20 protein-coding genes and 1 tRNA gene are annotated in these 17,055 nt (G+C 49.3%); 8 read left to right on the plus strand and 13 right to left on the minus strand.

Annotated features, from left to right (window positions below):
* Positions 1-23 precede the first annotated feature (23 nt).
* Positions 24-971: a tRNA (adenine-N1)-methyltransferase gene (locus tag AC8GDC_RS03155; RefSeq protein WP_506558431.1), complete on the minus strand. Its 948-nt coding sequence runs from the start codon at positions 969-971 to the stop codon at positions 24-26.
* Entirely contained in the window at positions 968-1,627 is a 660-nt protein-coding gene (locus tag AC8GDC_RS03160) for an HAD family hydrolase (protein WP_506558432.1), read from the minus strand. The genes AC8GDC_RS03155 and AC8GDC_RS03160 overlap by 4 nt, the downstream gene beginning before the upstream one ends.
* Positions 1,628-1,712: 85 nt before the next feature.
* On the opposite strand from AC8GDC_RS03160, the gene AC8GDC_RS03165 reads away from it, so the two are divergent.
* A complete protein-coding gene (locus tag AC8GDC_RS03165) occupies positions 1,713-2,564 on the plus strand; it encodes a proteasome assembly chaperone family protein (RefSeq protein ID WP_506558433.1) in 852 nt (283 codons plus the stop codon).
* Here AC8GDC_RS03165 and uppP read toward each other — a convergent pair.
* Together uppP and AC8GDC_RS03175 are read right to left on the minus strand one after the other, a co-directional pair.
* Positions 2,561-3,394 carry an undecaprenyl-diphosphatase UppP gene (gene uppP / locus AC8GDC_RS03170; protein ID WP_506558434.1) on the minus strand — a complete coding sequence of 278 codons (834 nt, stop codon included), beginning with the start codon at positions 3,392-3,394 and terminating at the stop codon, positions 2,561-2,563. The two genes, AC8GDC_RS03165 and uppP, sit on opposite strands and share 4 nt — an antisense overlap.
* Complete coding sequence (locus AC8GDC_RS03175) at positions 3,391-3,600, minus strand: hypothetical protein (protein ID WP_506558435.1); 210 nt, start codon at positions 3,598-3,600, stop codon at positions 3,391-3,393. Before AC8GDC_RS03175 ends, uppP begins: the two co-directional genes overlap by 4 nt.
* Before the next feature lie 95 nt (positions 3,601-3,695).
* Between AC8GDC_RS03175 and AC8GDC_RS03180 the strand changes: the two genes are divergently transcribed.
* A tRNA-Leu gene (locus tag AC8GDC_RS03180) sits at positions 3,696-3,778 on the plus strand.
* Positions 3,779-3,799: 21 nt separating this feature from the next.
* On the opposite strand, the gene mgtE is transcribed toward AC8GDC_RS03180, so the two are convergent.
* Positions 3,800-5,158 carry a magnesium transporter gene (mgtE, locus tag AC8GDC_RS03185; RefSeq protein ID WP_506558436.1) on the minus strand — a complete coding sequence of 453 codons (1,359 nt, stop codon included), beginning with the start codon at positions 5,156-5,158 and terminating at the stop codon, positions 3,800-3,802.
* Positions 5,159-5,218: 60 nt separating this feature from the next.
* A complete protein-coding gene (locus AC8GDC_RS03190; protein WP_506558437.1) occupies positions 5,219-6,265 on the minus strand; it encodes a DNA adenine methylase in 1,047 nt (348 codons plus the stop codon).
* A gap of 29 nt (positions 6,266-6,294) precedes the next feature.
* Between AC8GDC_RS03190 and AC8GDC_RS03195 the strand changes: the two genes are divergently transcribed.
* Together AC8GDC_RS03195 and AC8GDC_RS03200 are read left to right on the plus strand one after the other, a co-directional pair.
* Complete coding sequence (locus tag AC8GDC_RS03195) at positions 6,295-7,143, plus strand: NAD-dependent protein deacetylase (RefSeq protein WP_506558438.1); 849 nt, start codon at positions 6,295-6,297, stop codon at positions 7,141-7,143.
* Positions 7,136-7,717 (plus strand): histidine phosphatase family protein, encoded by a 582-nt coding sequence (locus AC8GDC_RS03200; protein ID WP_506558439.1) that lies wholly within the window; start codon positions 7,136-7,138, stop codon positions 7,715-7,717. The genes AC8GDC_RS03195 and AC8GDC_RS03200 overlap by 8 nt, the downstream gene beginning before the upstream one ends.
* On the opposite strand, the gene AC8GDC_RS03205 is transcribed toward AC8GDC_RS03200, so the two are convergent.
* Together AC8GDC_RS03205 and AC8GDC_RS03210 are read right to left on the minus strand one after the other, a co-directional pair.
* Complete coding sequence (locus tag AC8GDC_RS03205) at positions 7,714-8,793, minus strand: glycosyltransferase family 4 protein (protein WP_506558440.1); 1,080 nt, start codon at positions 8,791-8,793, stop codon at positions 7,714-7,716. The genes AC8GDC_RS03200 and AC8GDC_RS03205 overlap by 4 nt on opposite strands.
* Entirely contained in the window at positions 8,784-9,674 is an 891-nt protein-coding gene (locus AC8GDC_RS03210; protein WP_506558441.1) for an alpha/beta fold hydrolase, read from the minus strand. Before AC8GDC_RS03210 ends, AC8GDC_RS03205 begins: the two co-directional genes overlap by 10 nt.
* An 80-nt stretch (positions 9,675-9,754) precedes the next feature.
* Here AC8GDC_RS03210 and AC8GDC_RS03215 point away from each other — a divergent pair, with 80 nt between their 5' ends.
* Positions 9,755-10,477 carry an exonuclease domain-containing protein gene (locus AC8GDC_RS03215; protein ID WP_506558442.1) on the plus strand — a complete coding sequence of 241 codons (723 nt, stop codon included), beginning with the start codon at positions 9,755-9,757 and terminating at the stop codon, positions 10,475-10,477.
* Here the strand turns inward: AC8GDC_RS03215 and AC8GDC_RS03220 are convergent.
* Together AC8GDC_RS03220 and AC8GDC_RS03225 are read right to left on the minus strand one after the other, a co-directional pair.
* Entirely contained in the window at positions 10,474-10,725 is a 252-nt protein-coding gene (locus tag AC8GDC_RS03220) for a type B 50S ribosomal protein L31 (RefSeq protein ID WP_506558443.1), read from the minus strand. The genes AC8GDC_RS03215 and AC8GDC_RS03220 overlap by 4 nt on opposite strands.
* 87 nt (positions 10,726-10,812) lie before the next feature.
* A complete protein-coding gene (locus tag AC8GDC_RS03225) occupies positions 10,813-11,598 on the minus strand; it encodes an ABC transporter ATP-binding protein (protein WP_506558444.1) in 786 nt (261 codons plus the stop codon).
* A gap of 204 nt (positions 11,599-11,802) precedes the next feature.
* Here AC8GDC_RS03225 and serB point away from each other — a divergent pair, with 204 nt between their 5' ends.
* Complete coding sequence (gene serB, locus AC8GDC_RS03230; protein WP_506557241.1) at positions 11,803-12,441, plus strand: phosphoserine phosphatase SerB; 639 nt, start codon at positions 11,803-11,805, stop codon at positions 12,439-12,441.
* On the opposite strand, the gene fabI is transcribed toward serB, so the two are convergent.
* Together fabI and AC8GDC_RS03240 are read right to left on the minus strand one after the other, a co-directional pair.
* Positions 12,427-13,194: an enoyl-ACP reductase FabI gene (gene fabI, locus AC8GDC_RS03235; RefSeq protein ID WP_506557242.1), complete on the minus strand. Its 768-nt coding sequence runs from the start codon at positions 13,192-13,194 to the stop codon at positions 12,427-12,429. The two genes, serB and fabI, sit on opposite strands and share 15 nt — an antisense overlap.
* A gap of 51 nt (positions 13,195-13,245) precedes the next feature.
* Complete coding sequence (locus tag AC8GDC_RS03240; RefSeq protein ID WP_506557243.1) at positions 13,246-13,956, minus strand: beta-ketoacyl-ACP reductase; 711 nt, start codon at positions 13,954-13,956, stop codon at positions 13,246-13,248.
* Between the two features lie 107 nt (positions 13,957-14,063).
* Here AC8GDC_RS03240 and AC8GDC_RS03245 point away from each other — a divergent pair, with 107 nt between their 5' ends.
* Complete coding sequence (locus AC8GDC_RS03245; protein ID WP_506557244.1) at positions 14,064-14,354, plus strand: DUF3099 domain-containing protein; 291 nt, start codon at positions 14,064-14,066, stop codon at positions 14,352-14,354.
* 206 nt (positions 14,355-14,560) lie between these two features.
* Positions 14,561-15,370 (plus strand): SURF1 family cytochrome oxidase biogenesis protein, encoded by an 810-nt coding sequence (locus AC8GDC_RS03250; RefSeq protein ID WP_506557245.1) that lies wholly within the window; start codon positions 14,561-14,563, stop codon positions 15,368-15,370.
* On the opposite strand, the gene abc-f is transcribed toward AC8GDC_RS03250, so the two are convergent.
* A complete protein-coding gene (gene abc-f, locus AC8GDC_RS03255; protein ID WP_506557246.1) occupies positions 15,367-16,965 on the minus strand; it encodes a ribosomal protection-like ABC-F family protein in 1,599 nt (532 codons plus the stop codon). The two genes, AC8GDC_RS03250 and abc-f, sit on opposite strands and share 4 nt — an antisense overlap.
* Between the last annotated feature and the right edge of the window lie 90 nt (positions 16,966-17,055).

Consider the following 17,055-nt stretch of genomic DNA (forward strand, 5'->3'; position numbering starts at 1 on the left):
GAAGGGACCTAAAAAGCTGGCTACTAGGAGGTGGCCTTACGGACAGTTTTGCGAAGCTTCTTCTCGGAAACCTTGCGCTCCCCTAATCCTTCAGGATTCCAAGCTAAGACATCTTCATCCTTGTACTCGGTGGATTTCACCTTGGATTTGAATTGGGGCAAAATCGCTCCCGGTGCGAGGCGGCGTGCAGTCAGCAAAAAGCCCGTGTGGGAAATCATCCGGTGTTCTGGCCTAACCGCTAATCCCTGAAGGTGCCAGGGTCTTACCAAAGTTTCAAATGCCAACGGTTCGGTAAACAATCTCGAAGAACGCAGATCCTCTGCCACCCTCGAAAGCTGTGTTGCTGTTGCAACGTAGACAATAATCAAACCCCCTGGAGCCAAAGCGGTGGCACATTCATCAATGCATTCCCAAGGCGCCAGCATGTCGAGTACTACCCGATCCACGCTTTGCGGCTTGAGCTTTTTAGGAAGTTGCTCCTGCAGGTCTCCCAGATGAATCTTCCAGTTCTTTGGGTTAGTACCCAGCTGAGATTTGACATTGCCTGCGGCAATTTCGGCAAATTCAGAACGTCGTTCAAATGAGTGCAATTCACCAGAATCCCCAATTGCCCGAAGCAGATACATGCTTAAAGCACCTGATCCAACACCCGCCTCAACAACTACCGCCCCAGGAAAAATGTCACCTTCAACAAGAATTTGTGCAGCGTCTTTTGGATAAATGATTGCCGCTCCGCGCGGCATTGATAACACGAAGTCATTCATGAGCGGCTTCAGGGCCAGATACTCAACGCCGTTTTGAGTTGCGACTACAGAGCCATCGGCTTTTCCGATAATGTCATCGTGTTTCAGATCACCGCGATGAGTTCCGAAAGCCCCTCCTTTGACAAGCGTGATGGTGTTTAGTCTTCCCTTGGGTCCGGTCAGCTGGACTTTGTCACCGGCTTTAAAGGTGTGAGTTCGTTTCGTCACTTGAATAGCCCTCGAAGATCAGCCATAGTCACACCTTCAAGACTGGGCCAGATGATGCGACCTGGTTCCACTGGTATCTCTACGATGTTCTTGACTCCAACCGCCTTGGTGTTGGCTGCCTCGGCTGAGCGAAGTCCTGTCAATGAATCCTCAAAAGCAACACAGTCCTCTGGCTTTTCGCCAAGCAGCTCAGCAGCCTTAAGGTACGGCTCTGGATGGGGTTTTCCGTGACGAACATCGTCTCCGGCAACGATCACGTCAAAGGCGTCGAAACCAATCGAATCAGCTACTTGCTTTGCCATGCGGCGCATGGACATGGTTACAAGCGCTGTCTTGACCTTCTTTTTACGAAGCAGCAAAAGAAGCTCTCTTGCTCCTGGGCGCCAATATATCTCCTGCTTGAGCTGGGCGGATACGTCGTCGGTTAGTTTTTGAATAATCTGCTCAGGTTCTAGATCGGAGCCGACTCTTTCCTTGATGATCTTGGATGAGTCATACAGCGACATACCAACCAAGCTCAAGCCGTCTTGTTCGGTCCAGTTGCTGTTGTTGGCCTTAGCAAAGGAGCCTTCGCTCTTCATCCAGTAGGGCTCTGAGTCGATTAGTGTGCCATCCATGTCCCATAGAACGGCTGCTGGGAGTTGCTTGAAAATCATGATGCTTGAAGTCTAGCTTTGGCATTTAGCCTTACAGTTAAGCCATCTCAAACAAACCAGTAATCAAAGGGCAAGATTTCAAAAAGTGACTAGCGAAAACAGTATTTTCGGTGGCCGGGTGCTTATTTGTGCATTCGAGGGCTGGAACGACGCAGCCGAATCTGCCAGCTCGGCAGCCAAGCTAATCAGCGAAACACTTCAGTGCCAGGTAGCAGCGGAAGTAGATCCTGAGGATTACTACGACTTCCAATTCACTCGTCCATCGGTTTCCTTTGACGAATCTGGAGATCGGGAACTGACCTGGCCAGGCACTGCCTTCATGATTTCAAGCGATAAGGACCCGATTCTCTCAAGGTTCAGTGTTCTGATTGGGACTGAGCCAGCAAGAAGATGGAAGTCGTTCACGGCTGAAATTCTAGAAATGATTGAAGATCGTGAAATAGAGGGGGTTATCTTCCTAGGTGGAATGCTCGCCGACACACCTCACACCAGACCCATAACCGTAAATGCGACAAGTCAGAACGAAAAAGTTCGTTCTGCGATGAATATCGAGCGCTCAAGCTACGAAGGCCCGGTAGGTATTTTGTCAACACTTGGAATAGCACTCGAAGCAGCCGGCATTCCCACGATGGCTCTTTGGGCCGCGGTGCCTCACTACGTTCATAACTCACCTTCTCCAAAGGCAACGCTTGCGCTAATGGCGGAGCTGGAGAAGATGTTGGGTGTGAGCTTTTCTCAGGGAGACCTGGCGGACCAAGCCTTTGAGTGGGAGCGTGGCATAGACGAGATTGCAGAGAATGACGAAGAGATGGCTGGCTATATCCAGCAACTCGAGAAGACCCGTGATGAGTTCGAATCAGAGGCAGCTTCGGGTGAAGCTATAGCTCGCGAACTAGAAAAGTTCTTGCAGTCCGAAGAAAAACCACCGGAGAACTAGGCCGTAAGTGCTCCACTTGTGAGCATCACCAGCAGCCAAACACCGACGCCTACGCGCCAAATCACAAACGGCAGGAATGAACCCTTCTGCAGATATTTCAGCAGGTAGTGGATAACACTAAGCCCAACTACCCCCGAGACAATTGTGGCCACCATTGTTGCAACAAGTAAGTCTTGGCTTAGGTCACCAATGCTTGCAAAGAACTGAAAAAGACCCGATCCCAGAACTGCCGGAATCGCCAGCAAAAAGCTGTAGCGAGCCGCCGCTTGTCTTGTATAGCCCAACATCAAACCAACTGTGATTGTGCCTCCCGAACGAGACACTCCTGGAACTAGAGCCAACGCCTGCCCCATTCCAAAGGCAACACCGTGAGAAAAGTTGAGCTCTGTAATGCTCTTTGTCTTTTTACCAAAAAAGTCTGCGAGTCCCAGCAAGACACCAAACCCGATAAGCGTGTAAGCGATGACCCAAAGGTTTCTAACGTCATTTTCAATAAAATCACGTAGAGCAAGACCGAGAATCAGAACCGGAAGAGTTCCGATAATTATCAACCAGCCAAGTTTTGTATCGCTGGTCATTGTTGAACTGGGCTTTGTTGACCAGCGAAGCCAGGACGATCCGATTCGGCCAATGTCTTTTATGAAGTAAGCAACAACAGCAATTTCAGTACCGAGTTGAATGGTTGCGATAAACGCCGTTAGTTGTGGTTTTGATAGTTCTGAGAGGTTCATCAATTGCTGTGCAATCTGGACGTGAGCAGATGATGAAATAGGCAGAAACTCTGTAAGTCCCTGCACTAAACCAAGAATTAGGGCTTCAAAAAAACTCACTGATCGTCTTCAGCCAGCGTGAACGGTAAGAACTCACCGAGCTCAGTGCTAAGTGCTTCTTCGTAATTTAGGAATGCATCCTCAAGTTGGTAGTAGGCCTGCTCGACGCTTGAATCCTCTTCGCCTCGCTTGGAACTGGCTGCCTCAAAGTGCTTCTCAAAAGAAGCGATGAGTTGAGTCAAAGCGTTTCTCGGATCAGTAGCCATAAACCAAAACTACCCGCATTCGCCTTCGGTTCCAAGTATCCAGAAGATTTTCCAAGGATGGGCCGTGCTAACATTGGGGCCGTAATACAAGTCACGTCCGGGTGGCGGAATGGTAGACGCGCTAGCTTGAGGTGTTAGTCCTCGCAAGGGGGTAGGGGTTCAAGTCCCCTCTCGGACACAAATCAATGAACCAAAAGGGTTAGATTCCCAGAACTGCCTTTGCAATCAGGAAATAGATCACTAATCCGGTGGCATCCACAAATGTTGTGATGAACGGATTCGAAAAAACCGCTGGGTCAGCCCTCAACGCCAAGCCAACAAGCGGCATTACTCCCCCGACAGTTGCCGCAACGGTGCAAATTGAAAACAGAGTCAATCCAATTACCGCGCCAATTTCAAGACCGAAGAACGCGGAAGCTAGTCCAAAACCTATCGAGCCAAGCAGTAAGCCGAGCAAGGCACCTACTCGAAGTTCACGGAAGAGAACAAGCCATATGTCTTTAGTTCTCACATCCTGCAAAGCTAGAGCTCGCGTCACGGTTGTTGCTGCCTGGTTTCCAGTGTTTCCGCCAAGGCCGATAAGAAGTGGAACAAACAAGGTCAGCACAACAAGTTGTTCAATCTCGGCCTCAAAGGCTCCGAGCACGGAAACTGTAAATGTTGCTCCAAGCGCTAGAACCAAAAGCCAAATCACGCGGGATCGAACGATAGCAAACACTGGTGTTGAAAGATAAGGCCGACGAAGTGGCTCCGCACCTCCCGAGCGGGCAGCGTCTTCGGATTCTTCCTCTTCGAGAATGCGAAGAGCGTCATCAACAGTCAAAATTCCAACCAGTCGTTTCTCGTTGTCCACAACCGGTAGAGCCAAAACTTTCAGGTCCGAGCATGTTCTAGCGGCGAACTCTTCATCATCCCCGGCATTTACCATCAAGGGTTCAGCCATAACTTTCGAAACTTTGGTCCGCGAAGGGGTTCTCATTAGGTCTCGAAGACTTACCACACCAATTAGTTCGCGCGAAGAGTCAACAACTGGCAGTGTGTAAATCGTTTCTGCCGATTGCAACTTGCTTTTGACCTTTGCAAGGGCTTGAGAGACACTGTCGCTGCTTTTCACCGAGATATACTCAGGACTCATCCGACGCCCAATTGAACCCTGTGCATATCCAAGAACTTCACTGGTTAGTCCTCGCTCTTTTGCTGACAGGCCAGTAAGTAGTCGATTTGCAACACCGGCTGGCAGTTCGTCAAGCAACCCGACTCGGTCATCTGGATCCAGCTTGGCAAAAATCGCAGAGACTTCTTCGGAGTTCAATTCCTCTAGGAGCTCACCTTGCAGCGCAGGTGCGAGAGACTCGAAAACCTCAAGGGCGAGAGTCTTTGGTAAAACCCGATAAACAATTGCGCGTTCAGTCTCATTTAGTCGCTCAATAAGAGTGACAAGTTCACCAGCTTTGAGCTTTCTTGCTAATGAGGCAATTCCAGAGAGATTTTCAGAGCCCAGGGCTTCTTCAATGAGGTCCATAAGGCCGTCAGCATCGAGCTTGTCTTCGTTGGTCATCGAAGTCTCCTATTTGATTGCTGCCATCTTCTCGCTCCAAGAGTAAGTCATTTAGGCACGCTATTGGGTTAAGGCCTTGACCATTGCTGAGACTTTTTGCTCTTGGCCTGCAATTACTATGTGTTCAAGGTTTCTATGAGCCCCCGGCTTTCCAACCAGACGACCGGATTTGTTGTAGCCACCGATTTGCGAGCCAACGTATCTTTTTGAGTCAAAATCTAGAATTTCGACGGCTTCGAACCTTGAGCACATATCCGTAAGTTCTCTGCGCGACAACCAGGATTCGTTGTTGTAGCTAAGTACCAGGGTCTTGACATCAAGCCCAGCGATAACAGTTGCAAGTGCGTTGGGCAAAGTTAGCTTGGAATTAAACGCACTCTTATTCTCGCTAGATCGGGTGTCGATTCGTTTATTTGCAATCCCGTAGTAGTCCGGCTGATCCCAGCGAACCAAAGTTTCCCAAATGTGATAGTTGCCGAAGTATCGATGTTGGTTATAGGGCGGATCCAAGTAAGCAAGGTCAAATGAACCCAAGTTTGGAATTTGCTCAATCGCATCACCTCGAATTGATCTGCCACCACCGGAGAGAAGTTCTGGAACTTGAAGTTCGAGCTCAAGAGAACTTCGTCTAGACCAGGTTTTGAGATATGCCATTTGGACACCGGTCGTTGAATCTACCTTGTCCGCTGCAATTAGCAAGCTAGCAAGCAGCGGAAAGTACATCCAACTGTTTTTGTAATCGGACTCAACGACGGATCGAACGGCATCAATTCTTTGCCCGTTTTTGACTTGAAAAAAGCGAGCCTTCTGGCAAAAGACTTCCGTGAAGTACCCGGAAGTTCCAGGTAGCTGGTTCAGCGAGGCTACTGCATAAGCCAACCCTCGAAGATCCGCGTTAGCGGCGTCAAGTTCGATGAAGGTTTTTGAAAAGACCTCGGAGTAGCTAGCGGTATCAACTGCGGTTACGTGCATACCCAGCTGTTTCATAGCTGCGGCCACTCTGGTTGTTCCAGTAAACAGATCTAATGCAGTTCGGGCTTGACTGGCAGCAAACAAGGTTTCAAGTACGGGCATCAGAGCCCGCTTAGAACCGAGGTACTTAATCACTTCAGCTGACCTAACTTAGACTTGAGGAAATGCCTAACATTGACTCCAACCCATCGACCCTATCTGAGGCTGCTCGCTTCGGGCTTGATTACGCCAGAGAGCAGCTCGCTGGTAAATCAATTCTGGTTCTAACAGGTGCTGGAGTGTCAACCGAATCAGGAATTCCGGATTATCGCGGCGAAGGAAAAACTGAACGCCACCCTATGACTTTCGATGCGTTCATGGGCAGTGAACAGGCTCGAGCTAGGTATTGGGCAAGAAGCTATGTCGGGTGGTCGGTTATTGCAAACGCGAAACCTAATGGGAGCCACTTCGCACTCGCCCAGGCTGAGAGCCTGGGACGCATTTCCCACATCATCACCCAGAATGTTGATTCCCTGCATCAACAAGCCGGATCCAAGAAGATCACTGAACTGCACGGTCGATTAGACAAGGTAGTTTGCATGTCTTGCCGCGGCCTACTTGATCGCTCGAAGATGGATGTCCTAATCGAACAGCTAAACCCAGGCATCCAAAAAGATGTCTCCGTTGAGTTCACGCCGGACGGAGATGCCGAAGTTGAGGCATCAGCGAGTTTCAGAATTCCTAAATGCCCCTCCTGCTTTGGAATATTGAAGCCAGATGTTGTTTTCTTCGGCGAAAGTGTTCCTACCGAACGGGTTGTCTCAACCATGGAGCAACTAGAGCGCTCCGATGCCCTTCTGGTTGCGGGCAGCTCTCTGACTGTAAATAGTGGAATGAGATTTGCTCGCGCGGCGAGCAAGGCTGGTAAACCCATCGTGATTGTTAACGTTGGTCCAACCAGAGCCGATGACATTGCTATTGCCAAAATTGAAGCACCAACATCTGTTGCTCTTGAGGAGCTGTTGATTGACTAACACTCATCTGGGGTTGCTTCGTCACGGTCAAACAGATTGGAACATTAACTTTCTGTTGCAGGGTGTCACCGACATCCCAATGAATCAAACTGGGATTGAGCAGGTAAAACTTGCAGCTCAGGCGATAAGGGCCGAAGACTGGGACGTGGTTCTTACCTCTCCCCTTTCTAGGGCTAGACAAACCGCTGAGATTATTGCCAGCCAGCATGGTTATACCGAAATTATCGAACAGGAGTTGTTGATAGAACGTTCCTTCGGAGAAGCTGAAGGACTTTCCCATGAGCAGTGGAGATCAAAATACTCAAACCTAGATGTGATTCCCGGCGGGGAAAGCCGAACTCAATTAGCGGAGCGATCAATGCTGCTACTAGAAACTATCTCTCAAGAGCTGGCTGGGAAACGAGTACTAGCCATCTCCCACGGTGCATTGATTCGCGCTTTGATTGCAATTGCTAGCAACAATGAGCTGCCCAGGGACGGAGAAAGACTCGGCAATGCATCGCTCAATGTTGTAAAGCACATCGACAACTCTTGGCAAGTTGTCAACTACTCACTTGAGCCTTTGGTTCCCTAGAGCTTTTCAAGAATCTCGAGCAGTCGCGTAGCGGATTGATTCCAATCAAAGCTACTTTCTCGCGCCTTTGACCTAAAACTTGCATCCATCCACTTTCCAGTTTTTTCTAACTCTTGCACTTGCCTAGCAAAGCTCTCTGGGCTGGTTGCATCAAAGAAAAGTGCGGCATCTTGGGCAATTTCTCGAAAAATTGGAATGTCGGATAAAACAAGAGGCAAACCATGCTTCATGGCTTCAACTAGTGGAATTCCGAATCCTTCATCCTTGGAAGCTGACACCAGAGCGAATGCTCCAGATAATGCAGCTGCATATTCCAAATCGGTGACCCCGTTTTTGAATGTGACTCTACTTGCGGCACCGCCGGCCAAAGACCGAAGCGTTGCCTCGCGCTGGCTCGCAATCTTGCTCAGAAGAACCAGTTCATACTCCGGCAAAAACTTCATAGCTTGAACCAAGACTTCGACATTTTTGTACTCCATGAAACTACCCATGTAAACGAGCGTGTTTCTGGAACCCTGCAAAGTAGGTCTATCAATGCCACTTGCTTGTGAAAGTGACTCGGGCGCGTTGTAGATGACATGCACTGCTTTGCTCGTCAGTCTGTTCTTCTCGATCAGATTCTTACTGGTTTCTGAAACAGTCACCACGGCATCTGCTCGGTTGAGAAGCAACCGAACAGGAGTGAATCCCAAGTGATACAACCTCCAGGCAATCCGCACCGGCAAAGGCAGAAAAGTTGGGGCTTTTGGGTGGGAGTAGTAGATCAAATCGTGCAGGGTTAGAACGAGTTTGTACTTTCTTCCGAGAGACCCCATGGTCTGCATTGGAGAAAAAACGTGTGTGGCGCCATGTCTGTTTAGTTTTCGAGCAAGACCCAATTCAGCCAAAGGACTAGTCGGATTATTGCCCATAACGTACTTGGTATCAGCAGGGAGCCATTTCAGTACTCGTTTATCGGTAATGAGGGCGCTGATGGCTGTTTGCTTGGCCAAGGCTGCAAAAAGTTCAGTCGAGAACCGAGAGATTCCATCGTGATGATCGTTTCGAATAAATCGACAATCGAAGATCAATTCCATGGCTGAGAATCCAAGAATTCAGTAATAAAGGTAGCGGCTTGATCCGGCGCTTCGTAATGGACGAGATGGCCAACTCCTTGAATCTCTCGATAAGTCGAATTTAGATACAGTTTGCTCACTCGTCGCTGAGAGTCGATGTCCGTTATATCATCTAGGTTTGCAGCCACCACAAGAACAGGCGCGGAAATCAAGGTTGCGAGTTTTGAAAGATCCGTAGAAATTGATGCTTCATAGCCTTCTGTTGCAACCCCAACCGAGGCGAAGTCGCTGAAGTTCGACAGGTGTTGATTGTGAATCCACCGACGCAAACTTCTTTGTTTTGTCTTTGCCATGACCACACTCATAACCATCACGGCGATCTTGCTTCGAAGAAACCACTGCCCGATGGTCTTAGGCAGCGCTGATGCTAGTGAATAGTAGAGCCTGGTGAGGTTTGTAAGTGCAGCTCGCGGTCCTTTGAGTGCTGGCGATGACACTGGGTTGACAAGTGAAACTGAGCGTGGTGAATGCTGCGTGGCATAAAAGCCAACAACCAGTGAACCAAAGCTGTGGCCCATCAGATGCGTTTGATTCTGCAGCTGCAGTGCGCCTAGAAACTGATGTAGCCAATCTGAGTAAGCCTGAATCGAATGGGTTACCCTCAGTGGTTTGGATTCACCGAATCCGGGTAGATCAGGAACAATCACTCGGAATTTCGTAAGTCCACCAGCGATAGCTTGAAGCCCACGATGATTGCCTCTATAGCCATGGATCATCACTAGAGTCTTATCTGAAAATCCGGTCGACGGATACTCGTAGTAGACGCAGAGGTTGCCATCAATCTCAGCTGTATGACGAACTGCTCTTGATTCGGCTGATTGATAAAGGTCTTGAGGAAGCACAGTGCAAGTCTAGATTGGATGTTTTCAACACCGACCCAGCCTCAGGCTCGAATAACACTTGACTGGCCTAGTCTTTGAGTGTGACTGACCAGATGATGTTTGACTTTGTTGACCGCCCAGAGTGGTCAAAGACCATGGCTGTGTTTGATCTAGAAACCACGGGGCTCGATCTTCGCGAAGCGCGAATCGTGACTGCCTGCGCGGTCGAAATCGACCAGGACGGCAACATTACTGGTGCAAACAAGGAATGGCTCGCCGACCCTGGAATTGAGATTCCAGTTGCTGCCTCGAACGTTCATGGTGTGACTACAGAGATTGCAAGAGCCAATGGCAGGCCCGCAAAAGAAGTAGTCGAAGAGCTACTAGAAACCCTGCGTGGTTTTTTTACCAGAGGACTGCCTGTAGTTGCCTTCAATGCTCCCTACGATTTCACTATCTTGCATTACGAGGCCCTGCGGCACTCTCTAGAACCAATCACTGACCCCAGGCCAGTTATTGATCCAATGGTGATGGATAAATTCGTTGATACCTACCGATCCGGTAAGCGAACTCTGGAGGTTGCATCAAAGATTTATGGCGTCGCACTTGAGGATGCTCACAATGCAACCGCCGACGCTGTTGCAGCAGGGCGGGTCGCTCAAGCAATAGCTAAAAAATATGGGGAGAAATTACCCGCTGATTTAAATTCGTTGCACAATTCCCAAATTGAGTGGAGTGCTAACCAGGATGCCTCTTACGAGAAGTTCAGAAGAGGCACTGCGCCAGATTTCACGATCCAGCGAGGCTGGCCGCTGAAGCTCTAAGCGCCGAAGTTTTTGTAGCGAGCGTTAAAGCGCTCTACACGTCCGGCAGCATCCATGATTCTCTGCTTGCCTGTGTAGAAAGGGTGAGATGCGGAAGAGATTTCGACATCGAATACTGGGTATTCCTGTCCGTCTTCCCACTTAACAGTCTTGGTGCTTGAAAGAGTAGAACGAGTTAGAAAGCTCTCACCTGAAGCAAGGTCGCGGAAAACAACTGCCTGGTAAGTTGGGTGAATTTCTGACTTCATGTTCGATTACTTTCTAGAAATTGGCTTTTGGTGCCTGTTTCGGCAACTTCCCTACTATACCAGAGCGGAAACCCAGAAAACTAGGGCTTAGTTCTTGGCTCTGACCCTGAATCTGTCGCCATCTTTGGAAACTTCCAGCCCAAAGCCGAAGGCGCCTGAGATCTTCTCAGTGGTGAGGGTGCTGTCTATCTCGCCAGCGGCGTAAACCTGTCCCCTGGACAGTATCAGGGCATGGGTGAAGCCCTTAGGGATTTCTTCAATATGGTGGGTGACCATGATGATCGCTGGAGCACTTGGAGCGGAGGCATAGTTTCCAAGGACCGAAATGGTGTGCTCTCGGGCGGCCATATCCAAACTGGCAACTGGTTCGTCAAGAAGCAAAATCTCGGGATCGGGCATAACAGATCTGGCGATTTGAGCCCTCTTTCGCTCACCGTCACTCAAAGTACCGAAAGGGCGATCAGCGAGTTCGTCAAGTTGCCATTCAGCTAAAACGCGTCTTGCCCGACGCTCATCGACATCGTCGTATTTTTCATTCCAACGCCCGGTTATTCCATAGCTTGCCGTCATCACGGCATCCAAGACAGTTTCTGAATTTGGGATGTGGACGCTCATTGCATTGGAGGCAAATCCGATTCGGGTGCGAAGCTCGAACACGTTGACTTCACCAAGAGTTGAACCGAGCAGCCTGGCTGTTCCTGTTGAGGGGTGAATCTGAGAGGCCGCGACTCTAAGCAGAGTCGTCTTACCAGCGCCATTTGGTCCAACAATGACCCAACGCTGATTGGACTGAACCTGCCAGTCAACGTTATTGAGTATGGGCCTTTGGTCCCTGAGGACAGTGACATTGTTGAAATCAAGAACGAGGCTCATGTTTCGAGCCTAGAGGATTCGGGCCAGCTTGCTTTGGTAGGGCACTCTAGTTTCGCGGAGGAATTCTCGCTCTGATCTTAAGCACCTGAGAAATACTGCTTCTGTTCAAGGGCTTGCGTAGCTGCCGTCAAGCCACGGTGATTGATGGATTTGCTCTAACATCGTGGTTATGAAAGCTCTTCGAATCCTAGTGATGGTCACGTCTTGAGCATTTTGGTGGTTATGGATGTTGACTCAACACTTATCCAACAAGAAGTCATAGAACTATTGGCTGATTATGCCGGCGTGATGCCAGAAGTAAAAACAATCACCGAACAAGCCATGTCTGGAGAGTTGGATTTCAAGCAGTCTCTTGAAAGAAGAGTCGGTCTTCTTGAAGGGCTATCCGATGAGATCTTTCACTGGTTGAAGCCGCAGATCGAACTAACTCCAGGAGTTCAAGAGCTGATTTCTGCAGTCCACGGTCTGGGCGGGAAGATCGGCGCAGTAAGCGGAGGATTTGGTCAGGTTCTAGAACCGCTCGCTTATGAAATTGGTTTGGATTACTGGATGGCAAACAGCCTCGAAGTTTTGGATGGAAAACTAACTGGTTGCCTCGTCGGACCTATCATTGACGCTGAGGCAAAAGCGACGGCTCTTAGAAGCTGGGCTATTGAAAGTGGTATTGCGATTGAAAAGACAATTGCAATCGGAGACGGCGCCAATGACATACCGATGTTGAAGTGTGCCGGTTACGCAGTTGCCTTTAGGCCAAAGCCGATACTTAAGCAGTACGCCGATCTGGTGATTGACGAAAACTCTCTGGCGTCACTTATTGGGAAACTGGGCTCACGCGCCAGTTGAGTGAAGTCCCCCGTCGACGTGAATCATTTCACCCGTTGTAGCAGGGAACCAGTCGGATAGCAAAGCGATAATTCCGCGAGCGGCAGTCTCGGTGTTAGTTAGATCCCAACCAAGAGGCGCACGGTCGGTCCACAATTCCTCCATTTTTGCAAATCCAGGAATTCCCTTAGCTGCAGTGGTACGCAATGGACCAGCGGAAATTAGATTCACCCGGATGCCATCTTTGCCAAGATAGCGAGCAAGATATCTTGAAGTCGATTCAAAAGCAGCCTTGGCTACTCCCATCCAGTCGTAAACCGGCCAGGAAACTGTTGCGTCGAAAGTAAGCCCAACTACCGAAGATGGATTGTTCAGCACTGGCTTTGCTGCCATGGTTATGGACTTTAGTGAATAGGCAGAAACTTCAACTGCGGTTGAAACATCCGACCATGGAGTTTCGAGAAAGTTTCCTCCAAGTGCAGTCTGTGGGGCAAATGCGATTGCATGCACGATTCCATCAATTGAATCGAAGTGTTCTTTGATTCTGCCTGAAAGTGCTGCTAGGTCTTCTTCGCTGGTTGCATCAAGCTCGATGACCGGTGCTGGCTTTGGAAGGCGTTCGGATATTTTGGTCGTGATTGGGAGCATTCGTCCAAAGGAGGAAAGAATCACCTGTGCGCCTTGCTCTTGAGCGAGCTTCGCTACAGAAAAGGCAATCGAAGCCTCGGTGAGAACACCAGTGATCAAAATCTTCTTGCCTTCTAGAATTCCCATTCATTTCTCCTTGTTGTAGTGGTCCAAATGTCGTGCGGGTTAGGTGAGTAGTTAGTGTCCCATTCCAAGGCCACCATCAACAGGAACTACCGCTCCTGAAATGTACGATGCGTCGTCGCTTGCAAGCCACAGGCAGACCTTCGCTACCTCCGCTGGGGTTGCGAAGCGTCCAGCTGGAATTCTGGACAAGTAATCCTTTTGCTGCTCATCAGAAAGCTCAGCGGTCATATCAGTGTCAATAAATCCAGGCGCCACCACGTTGGCAGTGATTCCGCGTCCGCCTAGTTCTCGGGTAAGCGATCTTGCCATTCCAACCAGAGCTGACTTTGATGCTGAGTAGTTGATCTGGCCTGGAGAACCCAATAGGCCCACTACTGAACCAATTAGCAAAACTCTGCCATATCGTTGCTTGATCATGGATTTTGTTGAGCGCTTTACAACCCTGAAAACACCATTCAAGTTCGTGTCTATAACTTGCTCGAAATCCTCGTCGCTCATGCGCATCAGCAGTGTGTCCTTTGTGATACCGGCGTTAGCCACCAGTATTTCGATTGGACCAAGACTTTTTTCAACCTCTGCGATGGCTGCATCTAAGGAGGCTGCGTCCAGTACGTCAGCTTTTACAGAAAGGCAGCCTTCTGGACCTGAACCTGATCGGACGGTGACAGCAACCTTGTGCCCAGCCGCAATGAATTCCTCGGCTATGGCATAACCGATTCCGCGGTTTCCCCCAGTGATCAGCACCACTCTTGAGCCAGTCATCAAGATATCCTTAGTCTTTTGGGAATAGCAGTCCAGCCATCTGGTTTGAACTAAATGAAGTCTAGTCTTAGCCTTGAAATGTCCTGATTTGATACAAGAAGGTTGCCTTGGAAAAGCCTCAGAGCATCACAACCGTTGGCCAGTCGCCTGATTCTGAGCGAAATTTCCGCATGGTGAAGTACCTAATTGCCATGACCATACGAGTGGTCTGCATCGTTTCGGCGATCTTTGTCGAGGGCTGGCTTATGTGGCTTTGTTTTGCTGGGGCCATTTTCTTGCCTTACTTCGCCGTAGTAATCGCCAATGCCCAAGCTCCAAAATCCAGCACTATGAATCCAGTGACAGTTGTGGCCAAGTCAATCTCTGTAGATCTCGGTGCGCAGTTCAAGAAGAACTAGTCTTTGACTGAAAATTCACCAGCAAAGTGCTCCCGCGCTGGGTGCTTACTTCCGGCAACGCGAAATTTAGTTTGGGCAAACCCAAGAATTCACCACGATGGCAGAACTAAATCCTGGCTCTCATGCGAACAGCACCTGGAATACCTGCGAAACTATCTAGAAGATCGCTCATTTCTTCTTGAAGTTAGGCAATACACGTGAATTTGATGTCGAAGTCATGGCTGCGCTGGTTGTCATGGTTTCTATTCGCAACCCTTTTTGCCGCAGCCTGCGTTGGTCTAGCTAACTGGCAGTTTGACCGGCGCGACCAAGCAGTTTCGAAAATTCAACGCATGGTTGATAACTACGAGAAGACAGCGATAACTTTTGGTTCAATCTCGGGTCTTACGCTCGACGAGGTGACCTTATTTGAATGGACTCCAGTTGAACTCTCTGGAAACTACCTTGTAAACCAAGAACTACTTGTTCGCAATCGGCCTATCGCAGGTCAACCAGGTTTCCTACAGTTGGTTCCGTTTCAACTTGCTAGCGGTGAAGTCGTAATCATCGAGCGCGGTTGGATTCCAGCTAATTCAGAATTGGCACCGGCGACGACAATGACTCCTTCAGATCAGCCAAAGGCTTTAGTTGCACGTGTTCGGCTAAGTGAGCTGACTCCAAATCGCGACTCCCCTGACGGTTTTGCAACCAGCATTCATCTTGAGTCTTTGGAAACCACACTAGGCACCACTTTGGAGCAGCAGTTTTATCTGAGACTAATATCTGAGCTACCAGGTGAGGCTAGCTCACCACAGCCGCTGAGTAAACCAACACTTGATGAGGGGAATCATCTAAGTTACGCAGTCCAATGGATTCTATTTGCTCTAATGGGATTCATTGCTTTGTTCTGGGCTATTCGGCAAGAGCAAGAGTATCGCCGGATTGAAAAAAATCCCACTTATGTCCCGCGCTCCCAGCGAAACCGAAAGCGTACGGATGGCGACATCGAAGATGAACTGTTGGACGCAAAAAGCTAACTCAGAGAAATTAGATCGGCGTATTGATCTGACCAGTGATCTTCTGTTCCATCAGGCAGAATCAGCACTCTTTCTGGGTTCAAGGCAAGAACCGCACCTTCGTCGTGGGAAACCAGAACAACTGCACCGGTAAAGCTCGCAAGAGCATTAAGGATCTCCTTGCGTGAAGCAGGGTCCAAGTTGTTTGTTGGCTCATCCAGTAACAGCACGTTTGCTGAAGAAACCACAAGGGATGCCAAGGCAAGCCGGGTTTTCTCACCACCACTTAGAACGGAAGCTTTCTTGTTTACATCATCACCACTAAACAAGAATGAACCCAGCACTTTTCTGGCGTCAACATCTCCCAAGTGCGGCGCCGAGCGCTGCATGTTCTCAAGAACCGTACGATTCACATCAAGGGTTTCGTGTTCCTGGGCGTAGTAGCCAATTTTCAAACCATGACCAGGTTCGATTTGTCCGGTGTCGGGTTTATCGATGCCTGCCAACATTCGCAGCAGAGTAGTTTTCCCTGCACCGTTCAGACCAATAATCACTACCTTCGACCCGCGGTCAATAGCTAAATCAACAGCAGTAAAGATTTCCAATGAGCCATAGCTTTTGCTTAGACCAGAGGCCATTAGCGGTGTCTTGCCGCACGGAGCAGGATCTGGAAAACGGATCTTCGCAACGCGATCTGCTTGTCCCACATCTTCGAGATCGTCAAGAAGCTTCTGAGCTCTTCTGGCCATCTGTTGGGCGGCAACGGCCTTGGTAGCTTTAGCTCCAAACTTCGCAGCTTGTAAGCTCAGGGTTGCGGCTTTCTTCTCCGCGTTTGCTCTTTCGCGCTTACGTCGCTCTTCATCTGATTCACGCTGCTTGAGGTATGCCTTCCAACCCATGTTGTAAATATCGATAACCTGGCGATTGGCATCTAGATAAAAAACCCGATTCACAGTACTTTCAACAACATCGATATCGTGACTGATAACAATCAATCCACCCTGGTAGCTTCGAAGAAAATCTCTCAGCCAAACAACAGAGTCGGCATCTAAGTGGTTGGTTGGTTCGTCCAAAAGCATGGTTTCAGCATTCGAAAACAGTATTCGAGCAAGCTCCACGCGGCGGCGCTGACCTCCTGACAAAGTCCTAAGAGGTTGACTAAGGATTCTTTCCTCAATGCCTAGATTGCTAGCAATGGCTGCACCCTGCGCTTCCGCGGAGTAGCCACCTGCCGCCTGAAATCTCTCCTCGAGTTTTGAGTACTTTGCCATGGCAGCTTCCGCTTGTGACCCAGTCGCGGTGGACATGGCCTCGGCACTCGCTCCCAACTGGCGAAGAAGATCACCTAAACCCCTGGCGTTTAGGATTCGATCTCTTGCTAGTTCCTCAGGATCACCAGTTCTTGGATCTTGAGGTAGATAGCCAATCTCGCCAGTTCGTTCCACATTTCCAGCACTTGTAGGGCCATCTCCGGCCAGAATCTTAGTAAGTGTGGTCTTACCAGCACCGTTTCTTCCAACCAGACCGATCTTGTCCCCGGAAGCGACGCGAAAATTCACTCCACTCATAAGTGTTCGCGCACCTATGGTTATCTCCAGGTCCTTCACAATAAGCAAGAGCTGGTCCTTTGGGTGGATGTACTAGCAAAGCCTTTAGTCTACAATCGTGACTAACAACTGACCGCTCTCACGATGAAGAGGTTTATC

The organism is Rhodoluna miladensis (SeqCode) (assembly GCF_965234705.1).
GTDB classification, from domain to species: domain Bacteria; phylum Actinomycetota; class Actinomycetes; order Actinomycetales; family Microbacteriaceae; genus Rhodoluna; species Rhodoluna miladensis.